Source organism: Dysosmobacter sp. Marseille-Q4140 (genome assembly GCA_018228705.1).
Classification (GTDB): Bacteria; Bacillota; Clostridia; order Oscillospirales; family Oscillospiraceae; genus Oscillibacter.
In genome coordinates this window covers 3,257,699-3,277,468 of sequence record CP073694.1, presented here as the reverse complement: position 1 = coordinate 3,277,468, position 19,770 = coordinate 3,257,699, and the positions used below count along the sequence as shown (strand labels likewise).

The window sequence follows — 19,770 nt, the reverse complement described above, 5'->3', positions numbered from 1 at the left end:
AAAGAGTGAGCTCTTTCAATCCAGTGTATGCGCCGCCCGCCGATGGGTGCAGACGGCGGAGCGCCGGACTGGCGCTCCGCCGGAAGTTTCGCCGGTCTCAGCTGACCGTGAGGGTGCTGTCCCGGGGGTTGATGATGCAGATGTAGCTCCTGCCCCGGCCCAGCGCCAGGGGCGTGCCGTCCTCCAGGGTGTAGACGAAGGGGCTGTACCGGTCCGCCCGGCTCCAGCGGATGGGCACGGACCTTCCGCCGCAGAAGAAGGTGCCCTCCCCCTCCCCGGTGAGCTTGGCGGTCATGCGGCCCGCCGAGTCCCCGGCGTTGACATAGATGGAGGTCTCCAGCACCAGCACGTTGACGGCGCTGACCTGGGCGCCGCCGGTCCCGTCGGTGTAGGGTCCGCCGTACTGGCCCGCCAGATACGTGCCGGAAGCAGCGTCGTAGTCGAAGGTACCGGTCTTGTAATAGGAGAATTTCAGGGAGATGTGCTCCGCCGCCGTGCCGCCGGCGGGGGTGCCGTCCTCCGTGAAGGTCAGCCCCTCTTCATATCCAGCCTCGTGCTGCCTGCGGAAGTGGTCCTCCGCCAGATAGCCGAGGATCTTCTCCCCGGAGGTCACCATGCTGTGCTCATAGCCCATGGTCCTGCGCCGGTCCTGGTCCCGCCAGAAGATATCGGCGTCGGACCCGCCGTTGACCCCGTCCATGTTGTCCACGCCCCAGGCGGAGATGTCCCGGTAGGCCTCCGGACTGCCGCCGGCGTGGACCAGCAGGGCGTCGTGGGCCAGGGCCAGCTCCAGGTAGTAAGGCCGGGTGGACCGGACGCTGCCCAGGGTCTCCACCCCCTCCAGGCTCTGGTACAGGGCCAGCATCCGGGTGATGCCGCCCTCGGCGGGGACCTCATAGATGATATCCGCCTGGGAGATACCCAGCTGGGGCTGGGCGGCCTTCAGGTTGTTGAACATCACCGCCACCGGCCGGTCGGACTCGTAAATCTCCTCCATGGGCTCCCCTGTCAGGGGGTTGGTCCCGGCGGGGACGCAGGGCGCTGGCTCCGGCTGAGGCTGCGGCAGTTCCTCCTCCGCTTCCTCCGGGATCTCCTCCGGCTCCTTCGCCGCCTCCCCGCCGCAGGCCGTCAGGCCCGCCAGCAGCAGCGCCGCCAGCAGCGCGCACAGCATCTGTCTGCCCATGCTCCCGCCCCTTTCTCTGTGATGTGAACCTCATGATACCCTGCCCCGGGCCGCCCCGTCAAGACAGAATTCGACAGGCGCAATTTTCGCTCTGTACGGCAGCGGGATTTTGGGGTATAATGGGTTTGAATCATCATCCATTTGGAAAGGAGGTGCCGCCGTGGCCGGCAGGGGTTTTATCCGCGACAAGCTGGAGATCAAGTTCCTCATCCTCTACATCACCGCCCGGGTCATCGAGCCCATTCCCTTTGACACGGTGCTGGATCTGACGCTGTGCGACGACGCCATCGACTACTTCGACTTCTCCGAGTGTCTGGCGGATCTGGTGAAAACGGAGCACCTGACGCTGTCGGAGGAGGGGCTCTACGCCATCACCGAAAAGGGCCTGCGCAACAGCCGCATCTGCGAGTCCAGCCTGCCCTACTCCGTGCGGCTGCGGTGCGACAAGAACCTGGCCGCCTGCAACCGCAAGCTCCGGCGCAAGAGCCAGGTGAAGGCCTCCGTCACCCAGCGTCCCAACGGCACCTACACCGCCGCCTTCTCCCTGGAGGACGACATGGGCAGCGTCATGGACCTGAAGCTGGCCATCCCCCGGGAGGATATGGCCAAGATGCTGGCGGAGCGGTTCCGCAAGAGCCCGGAGCGGCTGTACAGCGAGATCATGCGGGTGCTGATGTCCTCGGACCCCGAGGAGGACAAGGACCAGTGACGCCCGGAGGGGTCCCGCACATTTAAGAATACGCGGTCTGATCGAAAGGAGCGTACGGTATGTTCCCCACGATCCTCGCAGCCCTCATCGGCGCCCTGGCGGGGGCGTTCCTCCGCTTCGACATCCGGAAGGACCCGCGCGCCTGGCTCCTGACGGCGGCGCTGGCCGCCGCCGGCCTTGCCCTGCTGTTTCTGACGCCCCGGGGCCAGGAGCTCTGCGCCATCTGGGCCTTTTTGTTCGCCGCCGCGGCGGCGGGGGCCCTGCTCTGCGGCGCGGGGCTGCGCCTGCGCAGATAAGGAGGACCTATGGGCATCATTCTCTGGAACTGGGCCTGTCTCCTGGCTTTTCCCCTGCTGGCGGGCATCCTTGTCCGCGCCCTTCTGCGAAAGAAACGGCGGGCCTGGATCTTCACCGCCGGCGCGGCGGTGCTGGCCGTGGCCCTGGTGCTGTGGGCACGGACCAACCCCATCCCCGGAAACGAGGGCCCCGCCCTCCGGGCTCTCCAGGCGGTCTTTGTGACCGTCGGTGCCGGACTGACCGGCCTGATCCTCCGGCTGAACCCCCGCGACTGAGACGGAAAAACGCCCCATGTCCAGTGGACACGGGGCGCTTTTTTGTCGGTTTCCGGCGGTCACTTGACCACCACGTTGTCCGCGCCCAGGGTCTCCCGGGCCTCCTCCACCAGGGCGCGGTGCAGCAGGACGCTGGCGGCGTAGACCTTCCGGGTGTCCGCCATGACCATCCGCACCGGCGTGGTGCCGGGGAACATGTTGAACACCAGCTTCATGTGCCGCACAGCCGGGCTGTCGATACTGGGGAATTTCAGATAGAGGGTCTGCCCCTCCAGCAGCTTCTCCCCCTTCGGCGCGGGAGGCGGCGGCGTGCCGCCCTTCACGGTGGAGAGCGGGTACACGCTGTCCGCCATGACCTGGGGGGCCTTCTCGTCCCGGACGGAGAGGCGCCCCTTCACCACCACCGCCTGGTTCTCCTTCAGGTAGGCACCGCAGGCGTCCAGCACCCGGGCAAAGCAGAGCAGCTCCATGGAGGCGGTGTCGTCCTCCACGGTGACGTAGGCCATGAGGGAGTTGTTCTTCGTGGTCTTGGTCTTGCTGGCGGTGACGACGCCGCAGAGGGTGATCCGCTGGTCGTCGGCAAAGCGGGTGGGTCCCCCCTCCTGGGCGAAGTCCTCCAGAATAGAGGCCATGGTGGGGGCCCGCAGGGCCTTCACCTCCTGGCGATACTGGTCCATGGGGTGGCCGGAGAGGTACAGTCCCGTGGTGGCCTTCTCCATGGTCATGAGCTCCTGGGGGGTGAACTCCGGGATATCCGGCATGGGGATCTCCTTTACAGGCGCTGCGTCCTGCTGTCCCATCGCCATGGAGAAGAAGTCCAGCTGCCCCTCCAGGTTCTGGCGGAGGCTGTCGGCCACGGCGTCCATGATGGACTCGTACACCTGGATCAGCTGGGACCGGCGGGCGCCGGTGGAGTCGAAAGCACCGGAGCGGATCAGGTTCTCCACCGCCCGCTTGTTGATGTCTCCCCCGCCCATGCGCTCGCAGAAGTCCTGGAGGGACCGGAAGGGCGCCTTTTTCCGCTCCTCCATCACCGAGAGGATGAATCCCCGGCCGATGTTCTTGATGGCGACCAATCCGAAGCGGATGCCCCCCTCCTCCACGGTGAAGCGGTCGGCGGAGCGGTTGATGTCCGGCGGCAGCAGGGCGATTCCGCACTCCCGGCACTCGTTGATGTAGCCGGCCACCTTATCGGAGTTGTCCAGAACGGAGGTCAGCAGCGCCGCCATGTACTCCCGGGTGTGGTGGCACTTGAACCAGGCAGTCTGGTAGGCCACCACGGCGTAGGAGACGGCGTGGGCCTTGTTGAAGGCGTAGTTGGCGAAGTCGTAGATGTCCTGGTAGATGGCCTGGGCGGTGGCCTCCGGGATGCCGCCCGCCACGCAGCCGGTGATGTTCCGGTCCGGGTCCCCGTGGAGGAAGGCCTCCCGCTCCCGCTCGATGTCCTTGGCCTTCTTCTTGCTCATGGCCCGGCGCACCATGTCCGCCTGGCCCAGGGAGTAGCCCGCCAGCTGCTGGAAGATCTGGATGACCTGCTCCTGGTAGACGATGCAGCCGTAAGTGACGGAGAGGATCGGCTCCAGGGACGGGTGCAGGTACTTGATCTTGCTGGGGTCCTGAGAGCAGGCGATGAAGCGGGGGATGGAGTCCATGGGTCCCGGGCGGTACAGGGCGATGATGGCGGTGATGTCCTCGATGCTGCGGGGCTTGAGGCCCACGCACACGCCGGTCATGCCGGCGGACTCCACCTGGAACACGCCGCTGGTCTTTCCCGCGGAGAGCATGGCGAAGGTCTCCGCATCATCCTCGGGGATGTCCTCCAGCCGGAAGTCCGGCTGGCGCTCCTGGACCATCTTCACCGCGTCGTCCAGCACCGTCAGGTTCCGCAGGCCCAGAAAGTCCATTTTGAGAAGGCCCAGCTCCTCCAAGGTGGTCATGACGTACTGGCAGACCACGGCGTCGTCGTTTTTCGCCAGGGGCACGTACTCGTACACCGGCCGCCGGGTGATGACCACGCCGGCGGCGTGGGTGGAGGCGTGGCGGGGCATGCCCTCCAGGGCCCTGGCGGTGTCGATGAGCTTTTTCACCCGCTCGTCGGTGTCGTACAGCTCCCGCAGGGGCTTACTGAGGCGCAGGGCGTCCTCCAGGGTGATGTGCAGGGCGCCCGGCACCTGCTTGGCGATCTGGTCCACCTCGGCGTAGGGCATGTTCATGACCCGGCCCACGTCCCGGATGACGCCCCGGGCGGCCATGGTGCCGAAGGTGACGATCTGGGCCACGCGGTCGTCGCCGTACTTACGGCGGACGTAGTCCACCACCTCGCCCCGGCGGGTGTCGCCGAAGTCCATGTCGATATCCGGCATACTGACCCGCTCCGGGTTCAAAAACCGCTCGAAGTAGAGGCTGTATTTCACCGGGTCGATATCGGTGATGTGGAGGCAGTAGCTGACCATGCTGCCCGCGGCGCTGCCGCGGCCGGGGCCCACGGGGATCCCGGCGCCCTTGGCGTAGCGGACGAAGTCGGAGACGATGAGGAAGTAGTCGGTGAACCCCATCTTCTCGATCATGTTCTGTTCATAGGTCAGCTGCTGGCGGTGGCTGTCGTCGTCGCCGTAGCGCTCCCGGTAGCCCTCGTCGCAGAGCTTTTTGAGGTAGGTGAAGCTGTCGTAGCCCGGAGGCAGCTGGAATTCCGGCAGGTGGTACTTGCCGAAGGTAAATTCCAGGTTGCACATCTCCGCGACCTTTACGGTATTGTCCAGCGCCCCTTCAAAGCCGTCGAAGAGGGCCCGCATCTCCTCCTCGCTGCGCAGGTAGAAGTTCCGCGGCTCGTAGCGCATCCGGTTCTCGTCGTCGATGGTCTTGCCGGTCTGGATGCACAGCAGCACGTCGTGGGCCTCGGCGTCCTCTTTTCGCAGGTAGTGAGCGTCGTTGGTGCAGACCATGGGGATGCCGGTCTCCTGGTGGATGCGCAAAATTCCCTGGTTCACCTGCCGCTGCTCCGGGATGCCGTGGTCCTGGAGCTCCAGGTAGAACCGCTCCGGTCCGAACAGCTCCGCCATCTCCAGGGCGTAGTTTTTGGCGCTCGCATACTCGCCGTTGCGCAGCCGCCGGGGGATCTCTCCGGCGAGACACGCGGAAAGGGCGATGAGGCCGCCGCTGTGCTGCCGCAGCAGCCCCTGGTCGATCCGGGGCTTGATGTAAAAGCCCTCGGTCCACCCGGCGGAGACCAGGTAGGAGAGGTTTCGGTAGCCCTCCTCGTTCTCGCACAGCAGCACCAGATGGCGGCTCTCGGCGTCGAACTCGTGGACCTTGTCGAACCGGGACCGGCCCTGGGGCGTCACATAGACCTCGCAGCCGATGATGGGCTTGACCCCCGCCGCCTTGCAGGCCCGGTAGAAGTCGATGGCGCCGTACATGACGCCGTGGTCCGTGATGGCGCAGGCGGTCTGCCCCATGTCTTTGACGACCTGGGGCAGGTCCTTGATGCGGCAGGCGCCGTCCAGAAGGCTGAACTCCGTATGCACATGGAGATGGACAAAGGACATGGGCGGTCTCCTTTCCGATAGTTGCGCTGCGGCAGCAGGTCACTTCACCTCTGACCCGCAGCGGGGACAGAACCTGGGCAGCTGGCCGGGCAGGCGCATGCCCCGGCAGAGATTGGCTCCGCAGACCGGGCAGCGCACCCATAGAGAGGCCAGCGAGGCCAGGAGGATGGCACCCAGGGCGAGGCCCAGCAGGACCATGGCCAACTGCTCCCACCAGCAGGCGGCGGCCCAGGCCGGTACCAGCAGTCCCAGGCCGCTGTAAAACACGATCCGGATGGCCCGCATCCGGCGGTGGTTCATGGAATGTCTGTTCACAGGCACCTCACAGCTTTTCTCCGCAGCCGGGGCAGTGGGGAGGCAGGCTCAGGGGCAGACGGCCTCCCAGCATCAGGGATGCCCCACAGTGGGGACAGCGCACCTTCCAGGCGGCCAGGATCAGCCCGGCGATCAGCAGCACCGCCCCGCCGGCCATCAGCAGAGCCGCCAGCGCCCGGGGCGCCGTGCTCACGCACAGCACCAGACCGCCGGCCATCACCAGCAAAAAGCCGCTGAAAAACAGAATATGGGACATCTTCAGCGCCTGACGGCAGTCCCATTCATCCCCCTTTTTCATGGCAGTCCCCTCCTTTTTCAAAGGTCCGGGGAGCAGGGCCGCTCCCCGCTCCGCCGCCCAGCAGGTCCTCCCCGACCCACCGCAGCAAACGCCGGTCCCGGCCCCAGGCGGTGAACATTCGGGGGACCAGCAGCAAAAAGACGGTCATGGCCGCCGGGACCCACCAGGGGGTCATCCGGCCGGTCCGAAGCGAAGCCACGCACGTCAGCGCCGGCGGCGCCAGCGCATCCAGAGCCAGCGACCACAGGGGCGGCGCAAAGACTCCGGTCACGCGGCAGCCCTCCCCCTCCGGCCGTACCCACAGCCGCAGGGGCAGCTGGCCCCGCCCCCGGAATACCGGCAGCTCCGGACACAGCCACAGCCGGTATCCGCCCCGGACCGCCTTCCAGTGAAGGCGCCAGTCCGGCCCGAAGGACCGGGCCCGGGTCCGGATCCGGGCCTGGAACTGCTCCGGCGCCAGGGCGGTATGCCACACATGGAGCACAGGACCGCCTCCGGTCCGTATCTCACTCCGGTCCTTCACACCTGCGCCTCCCCCTCCGGTACGGCTTGACTCAGCCCTGCTCCTCCGCCAGCATCTGCTCCACGATCTCCACGGCGGTGACGACCATGTTGTCGCAGTGGGCGGTGACGCCCAGCCGCTGCGCGGCGGGGTTCTTGTCCGTGACGCCGGGGCGGGCCTTCAGCAGCTCGCCGCAGCGGGTCAGGCCGAACACCTCCTCGAAGCGGCGGCGGAACTCCTTGGTCAGGGCATAGACGGCCGCCTTCCCCGCCCTGTCGGCCCCGTCGGTGTGGGGGTGCAGCAGGCTCAGCACCAGCACGCCGCCGCTGACGGCGCCGCACACCTCCGCGTGGCTGCCGCCCACGCCGCCGCCGAAGCCGCCGGTGGCGGCCATCAGCTGCTCCGGGGCCAGACCCGCCAGATCCGCGAAGGCGCCCGCCACGGACTGGGCGCAGTTGTATCCCTGCTTGTGGTATTCATAGGCTTTTGCACAGCGGTCCATATAAAAATTCTCCTCTTTCTATCTGTTATGTATTTTTACTTTACAGTCACTCCGCCAGCTGCATGATCTTCCGCAGGCGGTGGCTGAGGCAGGACTTGGTCACCGGCGGGTCAAAGGTCTCCGCCAGCTCGGAGAGGCTCAGCTCCGGGTGGGCCTCCCGCAGGGCCGCCGTGGCCTTCAGCTTCTCCGGCAGGGTCTCCATCTGCCCGGAGGCGCGCAGGCGGCGGATGGCCTCCAGCTGCTCCTGGGCCGCCAGCACCGCCTTGTCCAGGTTGGCGCTGTCGCAGTTGAGCCGGCGGTTGACGCTGTTCCGGAGGTCCTTCTCCATCTTGGCGGTCATGACGTTCATGGCCGCCACCGGCGCCCCGATCAGGGTGAGAAAATCCTCGATCTGGTCGCTCTGCTTGAAATAGGTGACGAAGCTGCCGTTGCGTCTGACGCTCTTGGGCGGGTAGCCGCTCTCCCGCAGCAGCACGTCCAGCTCCCGGCTGGCCTGCTGGTGGGAGGTAGTCAGCTCCAGGTGGTAGCGCTTCATGGGGTCGGTGATGCTGCCCCCGGCGAAAAACACCCCCCGCAGGAAGGAGGCCTTGCAGCACTCCTCCTCCAGCAGGGCGAAGTTGATGTGGAGCACCAGGTTCTGCCGCAGGTCGTAGCCCAGCATGTCGGTGATCCGCTCCAGCTTCCGCCGCTCCGTGATCTGGAACACCATCTTCCCCGGCGCCCCCGGCTCCGGCTGGCGGTCAAAGCGGATGCTGAAGGCCCGGTGAAAGAGCTTTGGCAGGCGGGCGGCGAAGTTGGGGTTCTCGGTGACGATGCGCACCTCCGATGCGCTGAAGGTGTTGCAGTAGAGCAGGATGCCGTAGGCCTCCGCCCTGGCGCAGCAGAGCTTCTGCACCGGCAGGCGGCACAGCTCGTTTTTGGCGTCGAAGGAAAAGGACATGGCGTCGCTCCTTTCGTAGTGTTCAGCGGCGGCTCCGCCCCTCCACGTGGGAGGCGCTGCGGCGGAAGTCGTAGCGGTCCCCGGCGATGCGGACGCTGCGCTCGGCGTGGAGCAAAATCAGCTCCCGGGCCAGGTGGTCCGGATGGTGGCGGACGAAGCCCTGCTCCACGGTGGCGATGGGCCGGTCCACCACCTCCACGCCTAGGGCGGCGCACGCCTCCCGGTCGCCGTACAGGGGCGCGGCACCCTCCTGAGCGTACCGGGCGGCCACGTCTCTGGGGATGGGGGAGGAATTGGTCAGGCACAGGTCAAAAAGGCCCGGCGCCGAGTGGGCGAAGAGGGCCGCGATGTGGTCGGAGACGGTGTACCCCTCCGTCTCCCCCTCCTGGGTCATGACGTTGCAGACGTAGATCTTCAGCGCGTTGGAGGCCTGGATGGCCTCGGGGATGCCGTCCACCAGGAGGTTGGGGATGATGCTGGTGTAGAGGCTCCCGGGCCCCAGGACGATCATGTCCGCCTCCCGGATGGCCGTCAGCGCCTCCGGCAGGGCCTTGGGATGCTCCGGCAGCAGCCGCACCTGGCGGATGCGGCAGTCCTCCTTCTTCTTGCAGTAGAAGATTTTGGACTCCCCCACCACGCTGGCGCCGTTTTCGAACTCCGCCTCCAGCCGCACGTCGGCGGTGGTCACCGGCAGCACCCGGCCGGTGATGGCCAGGACCTCGCTCATGCGGCTGACCGCCGCGTCAAAGGTGGGCGAGATGCCGTTGAGGGCTGCGAGAAAGAGGTTTCCGAAGCTCTGGCCCGCAAGAGACCCCTCGGTGAAGCGGTAGCTGAGCAGCTCCCGCATGACCGGCTCGGTGTTGGCCAGGGCCTCCATGCAGTTGCGGATGTCGCCGGGCGGCGGCATCCCCAGGTCCTGGCGCAGTCTGCCGGAGCCGCCGCCGTCGTCGGCCACCGTCACCACGGCGGCCAGGTTCTCCGTGTACTGCTTCAATCCCCGCAGCATGTTGGCCAGGCCGTGGCCGCCGCCGATGACGGCGATCCGGGGTCCGTGGGACCTGGGCAGGCGGTACGGGGCCGGTTGGTATTCCATGGGCACCTCTCTCTCAGCTGCTGCGGGACATGTCCCGGTGGTTTTCCGTCACAGAATAGCCCTGCTGGCGGATGAAGTCCGTCAGGGCGTGGGTCACCGCCACGGAGCGGTGGTGGCCGCCGGTGCAGCCTACGGCGATGGTCAGGGAGGTCTTGCCCTCCTCGGCGTACAGGGGCAATGTGAAGGAGAGAAGATCCTCCAGCTTCTTCATGAAGTCCCGGGTCTGCTGGAAGCTGAACACATAGTCCGCCACCGCCTTGTCCAGCCCGGTCTTGGGCCGCAGGTCCTGAATGTAGAAGGGGTTTGGCATGAACCGCACATCCAGCACCAGGTCCGCCTCCAGGGGCAGGCCGTACTTGAAGCCGAAGGAGGTGACGTTGACGGTCATGGCGCCCCGCTCCTCCCCCTGGCCGAACAGCCGCAGCAGCTCGCCCCGCAGCTGGGCGGTGGAGGTGCGGGAGGTGTCGATCACATAGTCCGCCCGCTCCTTCACCGGCTGCATCATCTCCCGCTCCCGGCGGACCGCCTCCTCCAGAGAGTCCGTCTCCCCCCGCAGGGGATGGCGGCGGCGGGTCTCCTTGTAGCGCTTGATGATGGTCTCCGGCGCCGCCTCCAGGAACAGCATCCGGCAAAGGCCCATGGATTTGAGCTTATCCAGCACGTCGAACAGCTCCGTGAAGGAGCTGGCGGTGCGCACGTCGTACACCAGGGCCACCCGGTCGTACCGGCCGCTGACCCCGGCGCAGAACTCCGCAAATTTCAAAATCATGGCGGCGGGCATATTGTCCACGATGTAAAAGCCCATATCCTCCAGAAAGGAGGCCGCCTTGCTCTTTCCCCCGCCGGAGAGGCCGGAGATGATGAGGATTTCCACAGTATCCACCTCCTGATGGTTCGCCGGAACGCTCAGTTCCGGATGATCTTCACTTCCGGCTCCAGGGCCACGCCGGTCCGGTCCAGGACCCGTCTCTGGATCTCGGCGATCAGGGCCTCCACGTCGGCGCAGGTGGCGCCGCCCCGGTTGACCACGAAGCCCGCGTGCTTCTCGCTGACCTGGGCGCCGCCCACGGTGAGGCCCTTGAGGCCGCACTGGTCGATCAGCGTCCCGGCGAAATGACCCTGGGGCCGCTTGAAGGTGCTGCCGGCGCTGGGCAGTTCCAGGGGCTGGCTGGCCCGGCGGCGGTCCATCAGCGTCCGCATCTTCTGCCGGATGGCCTCGCCGTCCCCCGGCGTCAGGCGGAACACCGCGTGGAGCACCACCGCCTCGGGATGGTCGGTGAGGAGGCTGCGGCGGTAGCCGAAGGCCATCTCCTCCCCGGAGAGGAATTTGACCCCCTCCTCCGGGAACAGCACCGAAACACCGGAGACCACCTGCTTCATCTCTCCGTCATAGGCCCCGGCGTTCATGCACACGCCGCCGCCCACGCTGCCAGGGATGCCGTGGGCGAATTCCAGGCCCGTCAGGCCCTGCTGGCAGGCGAACTCCCCCAGCCGGGCCAGGGACACGCCGCTCTCGGCCAGGATCGTGTCCGGCTCCTCCCCCAGCTCCAGCCGGGAAAGGCCGGAGGTCTCCACCACCAGCCGGTCCAGGCCCTCGTCCGGGCAGAGGAGGTTGGTGCCCCGGCCGACGACCAGGGGCCTTGACCCGCACTCGGCCGCAAAGCTCATCAGCAGCACCAGCTGGGCCCCCGACGTTGGAAACGCCATCCGCCGGGCGGGCCCGCCGATGCGGAAGGAGGTGTGCCGGCTCATGGGCTCCTCCTCCGCGATCTTCAGGTCCGGCAGATAGTCCGCCATCTTCTTGTCAAATCCAGTCCACCAATCCATAGCGTCTCCCTCCGCGCCTCCGGGCGCTCAACGAATCCCGCCGGCCCGAAGGCCGGCGGCTCGATCTTGTTCTCACAGGACCTTTTCCAAAAACGCCGCGCCGATGATGCCGGCGTCGTTGCCCAGTTCCGCCCGGACCACCCGGGTGACCCGGCCGCCGTGGCGGGCGTAGGCCTCCTGCTCCACGATGCGGCGCAGGGGCTCCAGCAGCAGCTGCTCCGGCGCAGCCGCCACACCGCCGCCGATGGCCACCGCCTCCGGCCGCAGGATGTTGATGAGGCTGGTGGTGCCGCCGGCCAGGTACTCCACATACTGCCGGCACACCGCCAGGGCCGTCTCGTCCCCGGCCAGAGCCGCCTGGAAGGCGGTGCGGCCGTCCACGGCCCCCAGGGCCTCCGCCGCGGCGTGGAGGCCGCTCTCCGGGTGGGCCTCCATGGCGGCCCGGGTCTGGGCGATCAGGGCCGTGGCGGAGGCGTACCGCTCCCAGCAGCCCCGGCGGCCGCAGTTGCACAGCTCGCCTCCCTGCATGATCGCCATGTGGCCCGCCTCGCTGGAGGCGGCGCCGCCCTGAAGGCGGCCGTTCAGGATGATCCCGGCGCCGATGCCGGTGCCCAGGGTCACCACCACAAAGTCCCGGCAGCCCCGGCCCGCGCCGCAGAAGAACTCGCCCACGGCGGCGCAGTCGGCGTCGTTGCCCAGGTACACGGGAATATCCAGATGCTGCCGGAACAGCCGCTCCAGCGGCACGTGCTTCAAAGGGATATTGACGGTGTACACCACCTCGCCGCCGTCCACGGCGCCGGGCAGGCCGATGCCCACGGACTCCAGGTCCTCCGGCGCCGCGCCGCCCTGTCGCACCGCCTGGAGGGCCAGCTCCGCAAGATCCGCGGCGAAGGCCTCCGCACCGGAAAAGTGCAGCGGGCGCCGGGCCGCCGCCAGCAGGCGGCCCTCGCCGTCCACAAGGCCGGCCTTGAGGTTGGTGCCGCCCACGTCAATGCCAACAAACATCTCCTCGTTCCTCCGTTCAGCCCTTGGTCTTGCCCTCGGCCCGCAGGTCCACCCGCTGGGCCAGCTCCTGGGCGGCGTTGTAGCCGTACCGCCGGTGGCGGTTGTTCATGGCCGCCACCTCCACGATGCTGGCCAGGTTCCGGCCCGGCCGCACAGGGATGGTGACACAGGGCACCTGGATATCCAGGATATCGATGTAGTGGTCCTCGATGCCCAGCCGGTCGTAGAACTTCGTGTTGTCCCACTGCTCGAACTGGACCACCAGGTTGATCTGGGACTCAGCGCGGATGGCGCTCATGCCGAAGAGCTGGCGCACGTCGATGACGCCGATGCCCCGCAGCTCGATGTAGTGGCGGATCACCTCCGGCGCGGTGCCGATGAGCTGGTTGGAGATGCGGCGGATCTCCACCGCGTCGTCGGCCACCAGCCGGTGGCCCCGCATAATCAGCTCGATGGCGGACTCGCTCTTGCCGATGCCGGAGTCGCCGGTGATCATGACGCCCTCGCCGGAGATGTCCAGCAGCACGCCGTGGCGGGTGACGCAGGGAGCCAGATACCGGTTCAGAAACTCGATGGTGCGGCTGGTGAACTCCACGGTGGTGTCCTCCGTCCGCAGCAGGGTCCGGCCGTGCTCCCTGGCGCTGTCCAGGCACTCCGGGAAGCAGTCCAGCCCCCGGGAGATCACCAGGGCCGGGATATCATAGAGAAAGAGGTCGTCAAAGCACTTGCGCCGCCGCTGCTCCGTCAGCCCCTTCAGATAGGTGATCTCCGCCTTGCCCACCACCTGGAGGCGGCGGGGGTCAAAATAGTCGTAAAAGTCGTGGAACTGGAGGCCGGGGCGGTTCACATCCGTGATGGTCAACAGCATGGTGTCAAAATCGGTGCCCTTGTTCAGCACCTCCAGATTGAATTGAGCCACAAATTCCGACATCTTCAGTCCGCGTTCCTGCATAGCCTTTTCCATTCCCTTTCCGGCCGCCGCACACTCCGGCGCGCCCACTCTGCCGCCTCTTTTTGAAGCGGCGCTATACTGTGTTTATTATATCTTACTTTGCCCGTTTTCGCAACACCCAGCCCCTTCGGCGGGCCCGGAGGAGCCCCGGAAAAAACCTTTGGATTTTTTGAAATTTTTGCTTGCATTTCAGAAAGTTTTCTGGTATGATATTAGCTGTGCCTAAAAAAGGTATGGAAGTACGCAACAGCAAGGAGGTGCAACGGATGGCTAAGTGCGAGTTCTGCGACAAGGGCGTTACCTTTGGCATCAAGGTCTCCCACTCTCATCGGCGTTCCAACCGTACATGGAAGCCCAACGTCAAGCGTGTGAAGGCGATCGTCAACGGTTCTCCCCGCCATGTGTATGTTTGTACCCGGTGTATGCGTTCCGGCAAAGTCACCAGAGCGATCTGACTTGGACAAACAAAGATCCCGGACTTCGGTCCGGGATCTCTTTTTTCCCACGTTCGTAAAGGAGGCTGTCATGGACCACTTCTGCCCCTGCCGCAACACCGCCTGCCGCTGCCACCCTTCCAACCATGACCAGGGCTGCTCCCTGTGCATCGAGAAGGAGCTGCGCAAGCGCGAGATCCCCACCTGCTTTTTCGACCTGGTACTCCGGCCCGGCGAAACCGTGGAGGACTGCTCCATGGAGGCCTTCGCCCGAAGAGTGCTGGAAGCGCAGCGGGATGCCGGATTGTAAATACTCCCAAGCCGGAGGATACACGGAGGGGGACCCAAATTGGGTCCCCCTCCGTTCGTCCGCTCAGGTGGCCCTTCCATAGTAGATCAGCATGCTCAGCTCCGCGGTCTCCTGCCCCGGGTTGCGGTAGGCGTGGGGCGCGTCGGCCAGGAAGTGGATGGAGTCCCCCTTTTCCAGCGCAAAGCTGCGGCCGTCCACGGTGATCTCCGCCCGGCCCGCAAAGACGGTGACATACTCCTCCGACCCGGCCAGGTGGGGCTGGGCGGACAGGGCGCCGCCGGGCAGGATCACGATGCGGTAGGTCTCGAAGAGCTTCTGCTCATCAAAGGCGAACAGCGGGTAGTTCAGATACCGCCCATCGTCCTCGGCCAGGGGCGCCGTCTCCCCCTGCCGCAGCACGGACACCCCGCTCCTCCGGGACTCCACCAGCGACGTGAAGGAGACCTTGTAGCCGTTGGCCATCTTCCACAGCACGGAGATGGTGGGGTTCACCTCTCCCTTCTCGATCTGGGCCAGCATGCTGCGGGACACGCCGGTGGCCGCCGCCGCCGCGTCCAGCGTCAGCTTCTTCTCCTCCCGGATCCGCCGGGCGTTGCCCGCCACCACGTTCGTAATATCCATAGCATTCCCTCTTGACAATATATCGGATTGCTCATACAATATAAAGGAAATCCAAGATATTGTACGATCATATCAGTATCATATCATTCAGAGGGAGGGCTTGTCAAATATGTTTCCCTGGCTCTCGTTTTTGACCTATGCCGTCATCACCGCCGTGACGCCGGGCCCCAACAACATCATGTCCATGTCCAACGGCAGCCGGAAGGGGTTCCGGGGCGCCATGCCCTTCACCTTCGGCATCTGGGTGGGCTTCACCGCGGTGATGCTGCTGTGCACCGCCTTCTGCGGCGCCCTGTCGGCCCTGATCCCCAAAATCAAGCTGCCCATGCTGATCCTGGGGGCCCTGTACATGCTGTATCTGGCCTGGGAGACCTTCCGCAGCTCCGGCGTGGAGGAGGACCACTCCCGGGACGGCTTCCTGGCGGGACTGCTGCTGCAGTTCGTCAATCCCAAGATCTACATCTACTGCATCATGTCCATGGAGGCCTACATCCTCCCCTACTACCACACGGAGCCTTTGCCCCTGGTGGGCTTCGCCCTGCTGCTGGCCTTCATCGGCTACCTCTTCTGCCTGTGCTGGTGCGCCTTCGGCTCCGTGTTCCGCCGGCTGTTCTCCCAGCACGCAAAGCCCGTCAACACGGTGATGGCGCTGCTGCTGGTGTACTGCGCCGTGTCGCTGTTTCTGGCATGAGCGGTCCGCCCGCAGCGGGCAGGATTTGGAAAGCGAGGAATTTTCCCCTCTTTGGCGAAATGATACAGCAGCGCGGACAAGCGCTCTCGCTTGTCCGCGCTGCATGAATTTAAGGGAAAATGCTGCGGGCAGTGTCACGCCGCACAGTCATTTTTTCATCAGATCCGCCAGCGTGATCTTCCCCAAATACCCGTTGACAAGCTGCCCCAGCTCCGTCCACATGGGAAGTGTGCGGCATTCCGCGGCGCGTTTGCACGCCTCTGCGCCGCATTCCAGACAAGACACCGGCGCAAGGCTGCCTTCCGTCAGCTGCAGGATCTCATTGATGGGATAATCCTGCGGGGCGCGGGTAAGGCGGTAACCGCCCCCTTTTCCCTGCACGCCCTCGATCAGATTGGCGGAAACAAGCAGCCGAAGGATTTTCTCCATATATTTCAGAGAGATCTCCTGCCGTTCCGCGACCGATTTCATAGCCATGTATTTGCCGTCGCCGTGTTCCGCCAGGTCGATCATGACGCGCAGGGCGTAGCGTCCTCTTGTGGATACCAGCATGACAGGTTCCCCCTTTGAATCTCATCATAGCACAACGCTCACAAGGCATCAAGTGCCGCCGGCGCTTTGGATCTCACCGCCGCCCAGGACCGTTTCTCCGTCGTACAGAACCGCGGCCTGGCCGGGGGTGACGGCCCGCTGGGGCCGGTCGAACACGATCCGCACGCCGCCGGCTCCCTGCGGATAGACCGTCACCGGCTGCTCCTGCTGCCGTGAGCGTATGTTGGCAAAGCAGCGAAGGGGGAAATCGGGAGTTTTGCCGCAGATCCAGTGAACGTCTGAGAGGATCACGGTCCTGGAAAACAGCTCCTCCCAGTTTCCAACAACGACGGTATGGTCCTCTGCCTGAATTCCGCAGACATAAAGCGGCCTCCGGGAGGAAATTCCAAGTCCCTTGCGCTGCCCAATGGTATAGCGGATGATTCCGCGGTGCCTCCCCAGCACCTCGCCGCTTGTCGTTTGGAATACCCCCTCTGGGCATCGCTTTCCCGTATCGCTTTCGATCACACGGGCATAGTCGCCGTTCGGGGCAAAGCAAATATCCTGGCTGTCCGGCTTGTCCGCATTGACAAAGCCGGCTTCTTTGGCGATTTTCCGCGTTTCGCTCTTGCGGAGCGCTCCCAGCGGAAAGAGCGTTCGGCTCAGCTGTTCCTGCGTCATCGCGTACAGAAAATAGCTCTGGTCTTTGGACGGATCAAGTGCTTTTTTCAGCACATACTCCTTGCCGTTGAATGCAATCCGGGCATAGTGGCCGGTTACGATCCGGTCGCAGCCAAGTACCCGCGCCCGCTCAAAAAGCCGGTCGAATTTTAAATACCGGTTGCAATCCACGCAGGGGTTTGGCGTTCTGCCGGCCTCATAGCTTCTGATGAATTTTTCAAGGACCCTGCTGCGGAACGCATCTTTAAAATTGAACACGTAATACGGCATTCCCATTCTCAGGGCGATGCTGCGCGCGTCCTCCACATCCTCCAGCACACAGCAGCTCCGCCCCCGCGCAGCGCCGTCATCGGGAGCGTCATACAGCTTCATGGTACAGCCGATGCACGCATAGCCCATGCGCTTGGTCAGCAGAGCGGCGACGCTGCTGTCAACGCCGCCGCTCATGGCGATCAGGGCCTTCACCCGCCGCAGTGAGCGCAATGCCCACAGTCCGGAAACAGGCTGGAATCATAGGCGATGCCGCTTTTGTCGTAATAATCCTGGATCGCCTTTTTGATGGCCTCCTCCGCCAGCACCGAGCAGTGCATCTTATGCGCCGGAAGCCCGTCCAGCGCCTGGGCCACGGCCCTGTTGGTCAGCGCGAGGGCTTCGGACAGGGGCTTGCCCTTGATCAGCTCCGTCGCCATGGAGCTGGAGGCAATGGCGCTTCCGCAGCCGAAGGTTTCAAACTTCACATCGGTAATGATCTGATCCGCTATCTTCAGATAGATCCTCATGATATCTCCGCACACGGGATTACCCACCTCACCAACGCCATCGGCATCCTCGATGACGCCCACATTCCGGGGATTGCGGAAATGATCCATCACTTTATCGCTATACAAAGCCATCATATCACCTCTTATTCAGCAAATACATGGGGCCGTTTTCCGTTGACCAGATCCCGCCAGAAGGGGGACATATTCCGCAGGCGGGTCACCACGTCCGTGACGGCCTGAATGATCTCGTCCACATCTGCCTCCGTCATCTCCTCGCCGAGGCTGAGCCGCAGGGAGCCATGGGCCACCTCGTGGGGCCTGCCGATAGCCAGCAGCACATGACTGGGGTCCAGGGAACCGCTCGTGCAGGCGGAGCCGGAGGAAGCGCAGATGCCCCTCTCGTCCAGCAAAAGCAGCAGCGATTCGCCCTCGATGCCCTCAAAGCAGAAATTCACATTCCCGGGCAGCCGGCGCTCACGGTCGCCGTTCAGCTCTCCGTACGGAATCTGCTCCAGGCCGTGAATCAGGCGCTCACGCAGGCCGGTCAGCCGTGCGCGGTGCTCGTCCATGTTTGCACAGGCCTCTTCCAGCGCCGCTGCCATGCCCATGACGGCCGGGATATTCTCTGTGCCCGCGCGTTTTCCGCGCTCCTGGGCGCCGCCGCTGATGATGGTTTCCAGCGCCACCCCCCGCTTGGCATACAAGACGCCGATCCCCTTCGGCCCGTGGAACTTGTGGGCGGAAAGGGAGAGCAGGTCGATGTTCTGCGCCTTCACATCAATGGGCAGATGGCCTGCCGCCTGTACCGCGTCTGTGTGGAACAGGACGCCCTTTTCCCGGCAAACAGCCCCGATTTCCGCGACAGGCTGAATGGTGCCGACCTCGTTGTTGGCGTACATAATGGTCACAAGGCAGGTGTCCTCCCGGATGGCTTCCGCCACCTGCTCCGGCGTCACAAGGCCCGTGCTGTGCACGTCCAGCAGAGTGACCTCATAGCCCTGCTTCTTCAGCTTTTCCAGGGTATGCAGAACGGCGTGGTGCTCAAAGGCCGTGGAGACGATGTGTCGTTTCCCCCTGCGGGCCCCCAGCGCAGCGGCGGTCATGATCGCCTGGTTGTCCGCCTCGCTGCCGCCGGAGGTAAAGGTGATCTCCCTGGGATCGGCGTGCAGGCAGGCGGCGATCCGGCTCCGGGCGTTTTCCAGCGCCTCCCTGGCCTGCTGGCCGAAGGCGTAGAGGCTGGAGGGGTTTCCGTAATACTGTTCCATATAGGGCAGCATGGCATCGACCGCCGCCCTGCTCATTTTTGTGGTCGCGGCATTATCTGCGTAAATCATAGCATACTCCTTGGTATTTAATCTGCAAACATGGGTGTGGAAAGGTAGCGCTCGCCGGTGTCCGGAAGCAGGACCACAATGGTCTTGCCCCTGTTTTCGGGGCGCTTTGCCAGCTGCGCGGCGGCCCATACAGCGGCGCCGGAGGAAATGCCCACCAGGATGCCCTCCTGCCGTCCCAGACGCCTGCCGTAAGCAAAGGCGTCCTCGTCGGATACCGTCAGGATCTCATCACAGATCCCGGTGTTCAGGTTGTCCGGCACAAAGCCTGCGCCGATCCCCTGGATCCTGTGGGCGCCGGCCACCCCCTGAGAGAGGACCGGGGAGGCCGCCGGCTCCACCGCCACGACCTTCACAGCGGGGTTCCGGCTCTTGAGATACTCTCCCACGCCGGTGATGGTGCCGCCCGTGCCCACTCCGGCGACAAAGATATCCACCTCTCCGCCGGTATCGGCCCAGATCTCCGGGCCCGTGGCGGCGCGATGCGCGGCGGGATTTGCCGGGTTCACAAACTGACCGGGAATGAAGCTGTCCGGGATCTCCTTCGCCAGCTCACTGGCCTTGGCGATGGCCCCCTTCATTCCCTTTGCGCCCTCGGTCAGCACCAGCTCCGCGCCATAGGCTTTCATCAGCTTCCGGCGCTCTTGGCTCATGGTCTCCGGCATGACGAGGATGAGGCGATAGCCCCTCGCCGCCGCAACAGATGCCAGGCCGATCCCCGTGTTGCCCGAGGTGGGTTCAATAATGACTGACCGGGCAGTCAGCAGCCCCTTCGCCTCGGCATCGTCAAGCATCGCCTTTGCAATGCGGTCCTTGACAGATCCGGCGGGATTGAAAAATTCCAGCTTTGCCAGAATTCTGGCCTCCAGGTGCTCGGCTTCTCTGATATGGGTAAGCTCCAGCAAAGGCGTCCTGCCGATAAGCTGGTCAGCAGATGTATAAATGTTCGCCAAGGTCATTCCTC

Annotated in this window: 24 protein-coding genes; 6 read left to right on the top strand and 18 right to left on the bottom strand. The window is 64.9% G+C overall.

The window, feature by feature from the left end; all coding sequences use genetic code 11:
* Positions 1-97 precede the first annotated feature (97 nt).
* Positions 98-1,183 (bottom strand): DUF3048 domain-containing protein, encoded by a 1,086-nt coding sequence (locus KFE19_16505; GenBank protein ID QUO37922.1) that lies wholly within the window; start codon positions 1,181-1,183, stop codon positions 98-100.
* Positions 1,184-1,343: 160 nt separating this feature from the next.
* Here KFE19_16505 and KFE19_16500 point away from each other — a divergent pair, with 160 nt between their 5' ends.
* The 3 genes from KFE19_16500 to KFE19_16490 are packed head-to-tail and all read left to right on the top strand — an operon-like array spanning position 1,344 to position 2,464.
* Complete coding sequence (locus tag KFE19_16500) at positions 1,344-1,892, top strand: DUF4364 family protein (protein QUO37921.1); 549 nt, start codon at positions 1,344-1,346, stop codon at positions 1,890-1,892.
* A gap of 59 nt (positions 1,893-1,951) precedes the next feature.
* Positions 1,952-2,188: a hypothetical protein gene (locus KFE19_16495; GenBank protein QUO37920.1), complete on the top strand. Its 237-nt coding sequence runs from the start codon at positions 1,952-1,954 to the stop codon at positions 2,186-2,188.
* A 9-nt stretch (positions 2,189-2,197) separates the two neighbouring features.
* Positions 2,198-2,464: a hypothetical protein gene (locus tag KFE19_16490; GenBank protein QUO37919.1), complete on the top strand. Its 267-nt coding sequence runs from the start codon at positions 2,198-2,200 to the stop codon at positions 2,462-2,464.
* Between the two features lie 59 nt (positions 2,465-2,523).
* On the opposite strand, the gene KFE19_16485 is transcribed toward KFE19_16490, so the two are convergent.
* The 11 genes from KFE19_16485 to hprK form a co-directional block, all read right to left on the bottom strand.
* Positions 2,524-6,009, bottom strand: coding sequence for a DNA polymerase III subunit alpha (locus KFE19_16485; protein QUO37918.1), 3,486 nt, complete (start codon positions 6,007-6,009; stop codon positions 2,524-2,526).
* Between the two features lie 39 nt (positions 6,010-6,048).
* Positions 6,049-6,324, bottom strand: coding sequence for a hypothetical protein (locus tag KFE19_16480; GenBank protein QUO37917.1), 276 nt, complete (start codon positions 6,322-6,324; stop codon positions 6,049-6,051).
* A gap of 7 nt (positions 6,325-6,331) precedes the next feature.
* The gene (locus KFE19_16475; protein QUO37916.1) at positions 6,332-6,622 is read right to left on the bottom strand and encodes a hypothetical protein; all 291 of its coding nucleotides are present in this window, start codon (positions 6,620-6,622) and stop codon (positions 6,332-6,334) included.
* Positions 6,606-7,145 (bottom strand): hypothetical protein, encoded by a 540-nt coding sequence (locus tag KFE19_16470; GenBank protein ID QUO37915.1) that lies wholly within the window; start codon positions 7,143-7,145, stop codon positions 6,606-6,608. Before KFE19_16470 ends, KFE19_16475 begins: the two co-directional genes overlap by 17 nt.
* Positions 7,146-7,176: 31 nt before the next feature.
* The gene (locus tag KFE19_16465) at positions 7,177-7,626 is read right to left on the bottom strand and encodes a C_GCAxxG_C_C family protein (protein QUO37914.1); all 450 of its coding nucleotides are present in this window, start codon (positions 7,624-7,626) and stop codon (positions 7,177-7,179) included.
* A gap of 46 nt (positions 7,627-7,672) precedes the next feature.
* A complete protein-coding gene (gene whiA / locus KFE19_16460; protein ID QUO37913.1) occupies positions 7,673-8,566 on the bottom strand; it encodes a DNA-binding protein WhiA in 894 nt (297 codons plus the stop codon).
* A 22-nt stretch (positions 8,567-8,588) separates the two neighbouring features.
* On the bottom strand, positions 8,589-9,659 hold the full coding sequence (locus tag KFE19_16455; protein ID QUO37912.1) for a YvcK family protein: 1,071 nt from the start codon (positions 9,657-9,659) through the stop codon (positions 8,589-8,591).
* A 13-nt stretch (positions 9,660-9,672) separates the two neighbouring features.
* Positions 9,673-10,533 (bottom strand): RNase adapter RapZ, encoded by an 861-nt coding sequence (gene rapZ / locus KFE19_16450; GenBank protein QUO37911.1) that lies wholly within the window; start codon positions 10,531-10,533, stop codon positions 9,673-9,675.
* A gap of 32 nt (positions 10,534-10,565) precedes the next feature.
* Positions 10,566-11,486 carry a UDP-N-acetylmuramate dehydrogenase gene (gene murB / locus KFE19_16445; GenBank protein ID QUO37910.1) on the bottom strand — a complete coding sequence of 307 codons (921 nt, stop codon included), beginning with the start codon at positions 11,484-11,486 and terminating at the stop codon, positions 10,566-10,568.
* Between the two features lie 72 nt (positions 11,487-11,558).
* Positions 11,559-12,494: an ROK family protein gene (locus tag KFE19_16440; protein QUO37909.1), complete on the bottom strand. Its 936-nt coding sequence runs from the start codon at positions 12,492-12,494 to the stop codon at positions 11,559-11,561.
* A 16-nt stretch (positions 12,495-12,510) separates the two neighbouring features.
* Complete coding sequence (hprK, locus tag KFE19_16435; GenBank protein QUO37908.1) at positions 12,511-13,446, bottom strand: HPr(Ser) kinase/phosphatase; 936 nt, start codon at positions 13,444-13,446, stop codon at positions 12,511-12,513.
* Between the two features lie 266 nt (positions 13,447-13,712).
* Here hprK and rpmB point away from each other — a divergent pair, with 266 nt between their 5' ends.
* Together rpmB and KFE19_16425 are read left to right on the top strand one after the other, a co-directional pair.
* Positions 13,713-13,901 carry a 50S ribosomal protein L28 gene (gene rpmB / locus KFE19_16430; protein QUO37907.1) on the top strand — a complete coding sequence of 63 codons (189 nt, stop codon included), beginning with the start codon at positions 13,713-13,715 and terminating at the stop codon, positions 13,899-13,901.
* 70 nt (positions 13,902-13,971) lie between these two features.
* Entirely contained in the window at positions 13,972-14,190 is a 219-nt protein-coding gene (locus tag KFE19_16425; GenBank protein ID QUO37906.1) for a hypothetical protein, read from the top strand.
* A 63-nt stretch (positions 14,191-14,253) separates the two neighbouring features.
* Here KFE19_16425 and KFE19_16420 read toward each other — a convergent pair whose 3' ends face one another.
* Complete coding sequence (locus tag KFE19_16420; GenBank protein ID QUO37905.1) at positions 14,254-14,811, bottom strand: helix-turn-helix transcriptional regulator; 558 nt, start codon at positions 14,809-14,811, stop codon at positions 14,254-14,256.
* A gap of 109 nt (positions 14,812-14,920) precedes the next feature.
* Here KFE19_16420 and KFE19_16415 point away from each other — a divergent pair, with 109 nt between their 5' ends.
* On the top strand, positions 14,921-15,502 hold the full coding sequence (locus KFE19_16415) for a LysE family transporter (protein QUO37904.1): 582 nt from the start codon (positions 14,921-14,923) through the stop codon (positions 15,500-15,502).
* A 147-nt stretch (positions 15,503-15,649) separates the two neighbouring features.
* Here the strand turns inward: KFE19_16415 and KFE19_16410 are convergent, their stop codons facing one another.
* Genes KFE19_16410 through cysK form a run of 5 tightly spaced genes read right to left on the bottom strand, consistent with a single transcriptional unit; the run spans position 15,650 to position 19,765 of the window.
* A complete protein-coding gene (locus tag KFE19_16410) occupies positions 15,650-16,054 on the bottom strand; it encodes an RrF2 family transcriptional regulator (protein QUO37903.1) in 405 nt (134 codons plus the stop codon).
* A 48-nt stretch (positions 16,055-16,102) separates the two neighbouring features.
* Positions 16,103-17,161 (bottom strand): tRNA 2-thiouridine(34) synthase MnmA, encoded by a 1,059-nt coding sequence (gene mnmA, locus KFE19_16405; protein QUO39667.1) that lies wholly within the window; start codon positions 17,159-17,161, stop codon positions 16,103-16,105.
* Between the two features lie 14 nt (positions 17,162-17,175).
* Positions 17,176-17,607 (bottom strand): Fe-S cluster assembly scaffold protein NifU, encoded by a 432-nt coding sequence (gene nifU, locus KFE19_16400; GenBank protein QUO39668.1) that lies wholly within the window; start codon positions 17,605-17,607, stop codon positions 17,176-17,178.
* Between the two features lie 11 nt (positions 17,608-17,618).
* Entirely contained in the window at positions 17,619-18,809 is a 1,191-nt protein-coding gene (gene nifS / locus KFE19_16395; GenBank protein ID QUO37902.1) for a cysteine desulfurase NifS, read from the bottom strand.
* Between the two features lie 17 nt (positions 18,810-18,826).
* Positions 18,827-19,765 (bottom strand): cysteine synthase A, encoded by a 939-nt coding sequence (cysK, locus tag KFE19_16390; protein ID QUO37901.1) that lies wholly within the window; start codon positions 19,763-19,765, stop codon positions 18,827-18,829.
* Between the last annotated feature and the right edge of the window lie 5 nt (positions 19,766-19,770).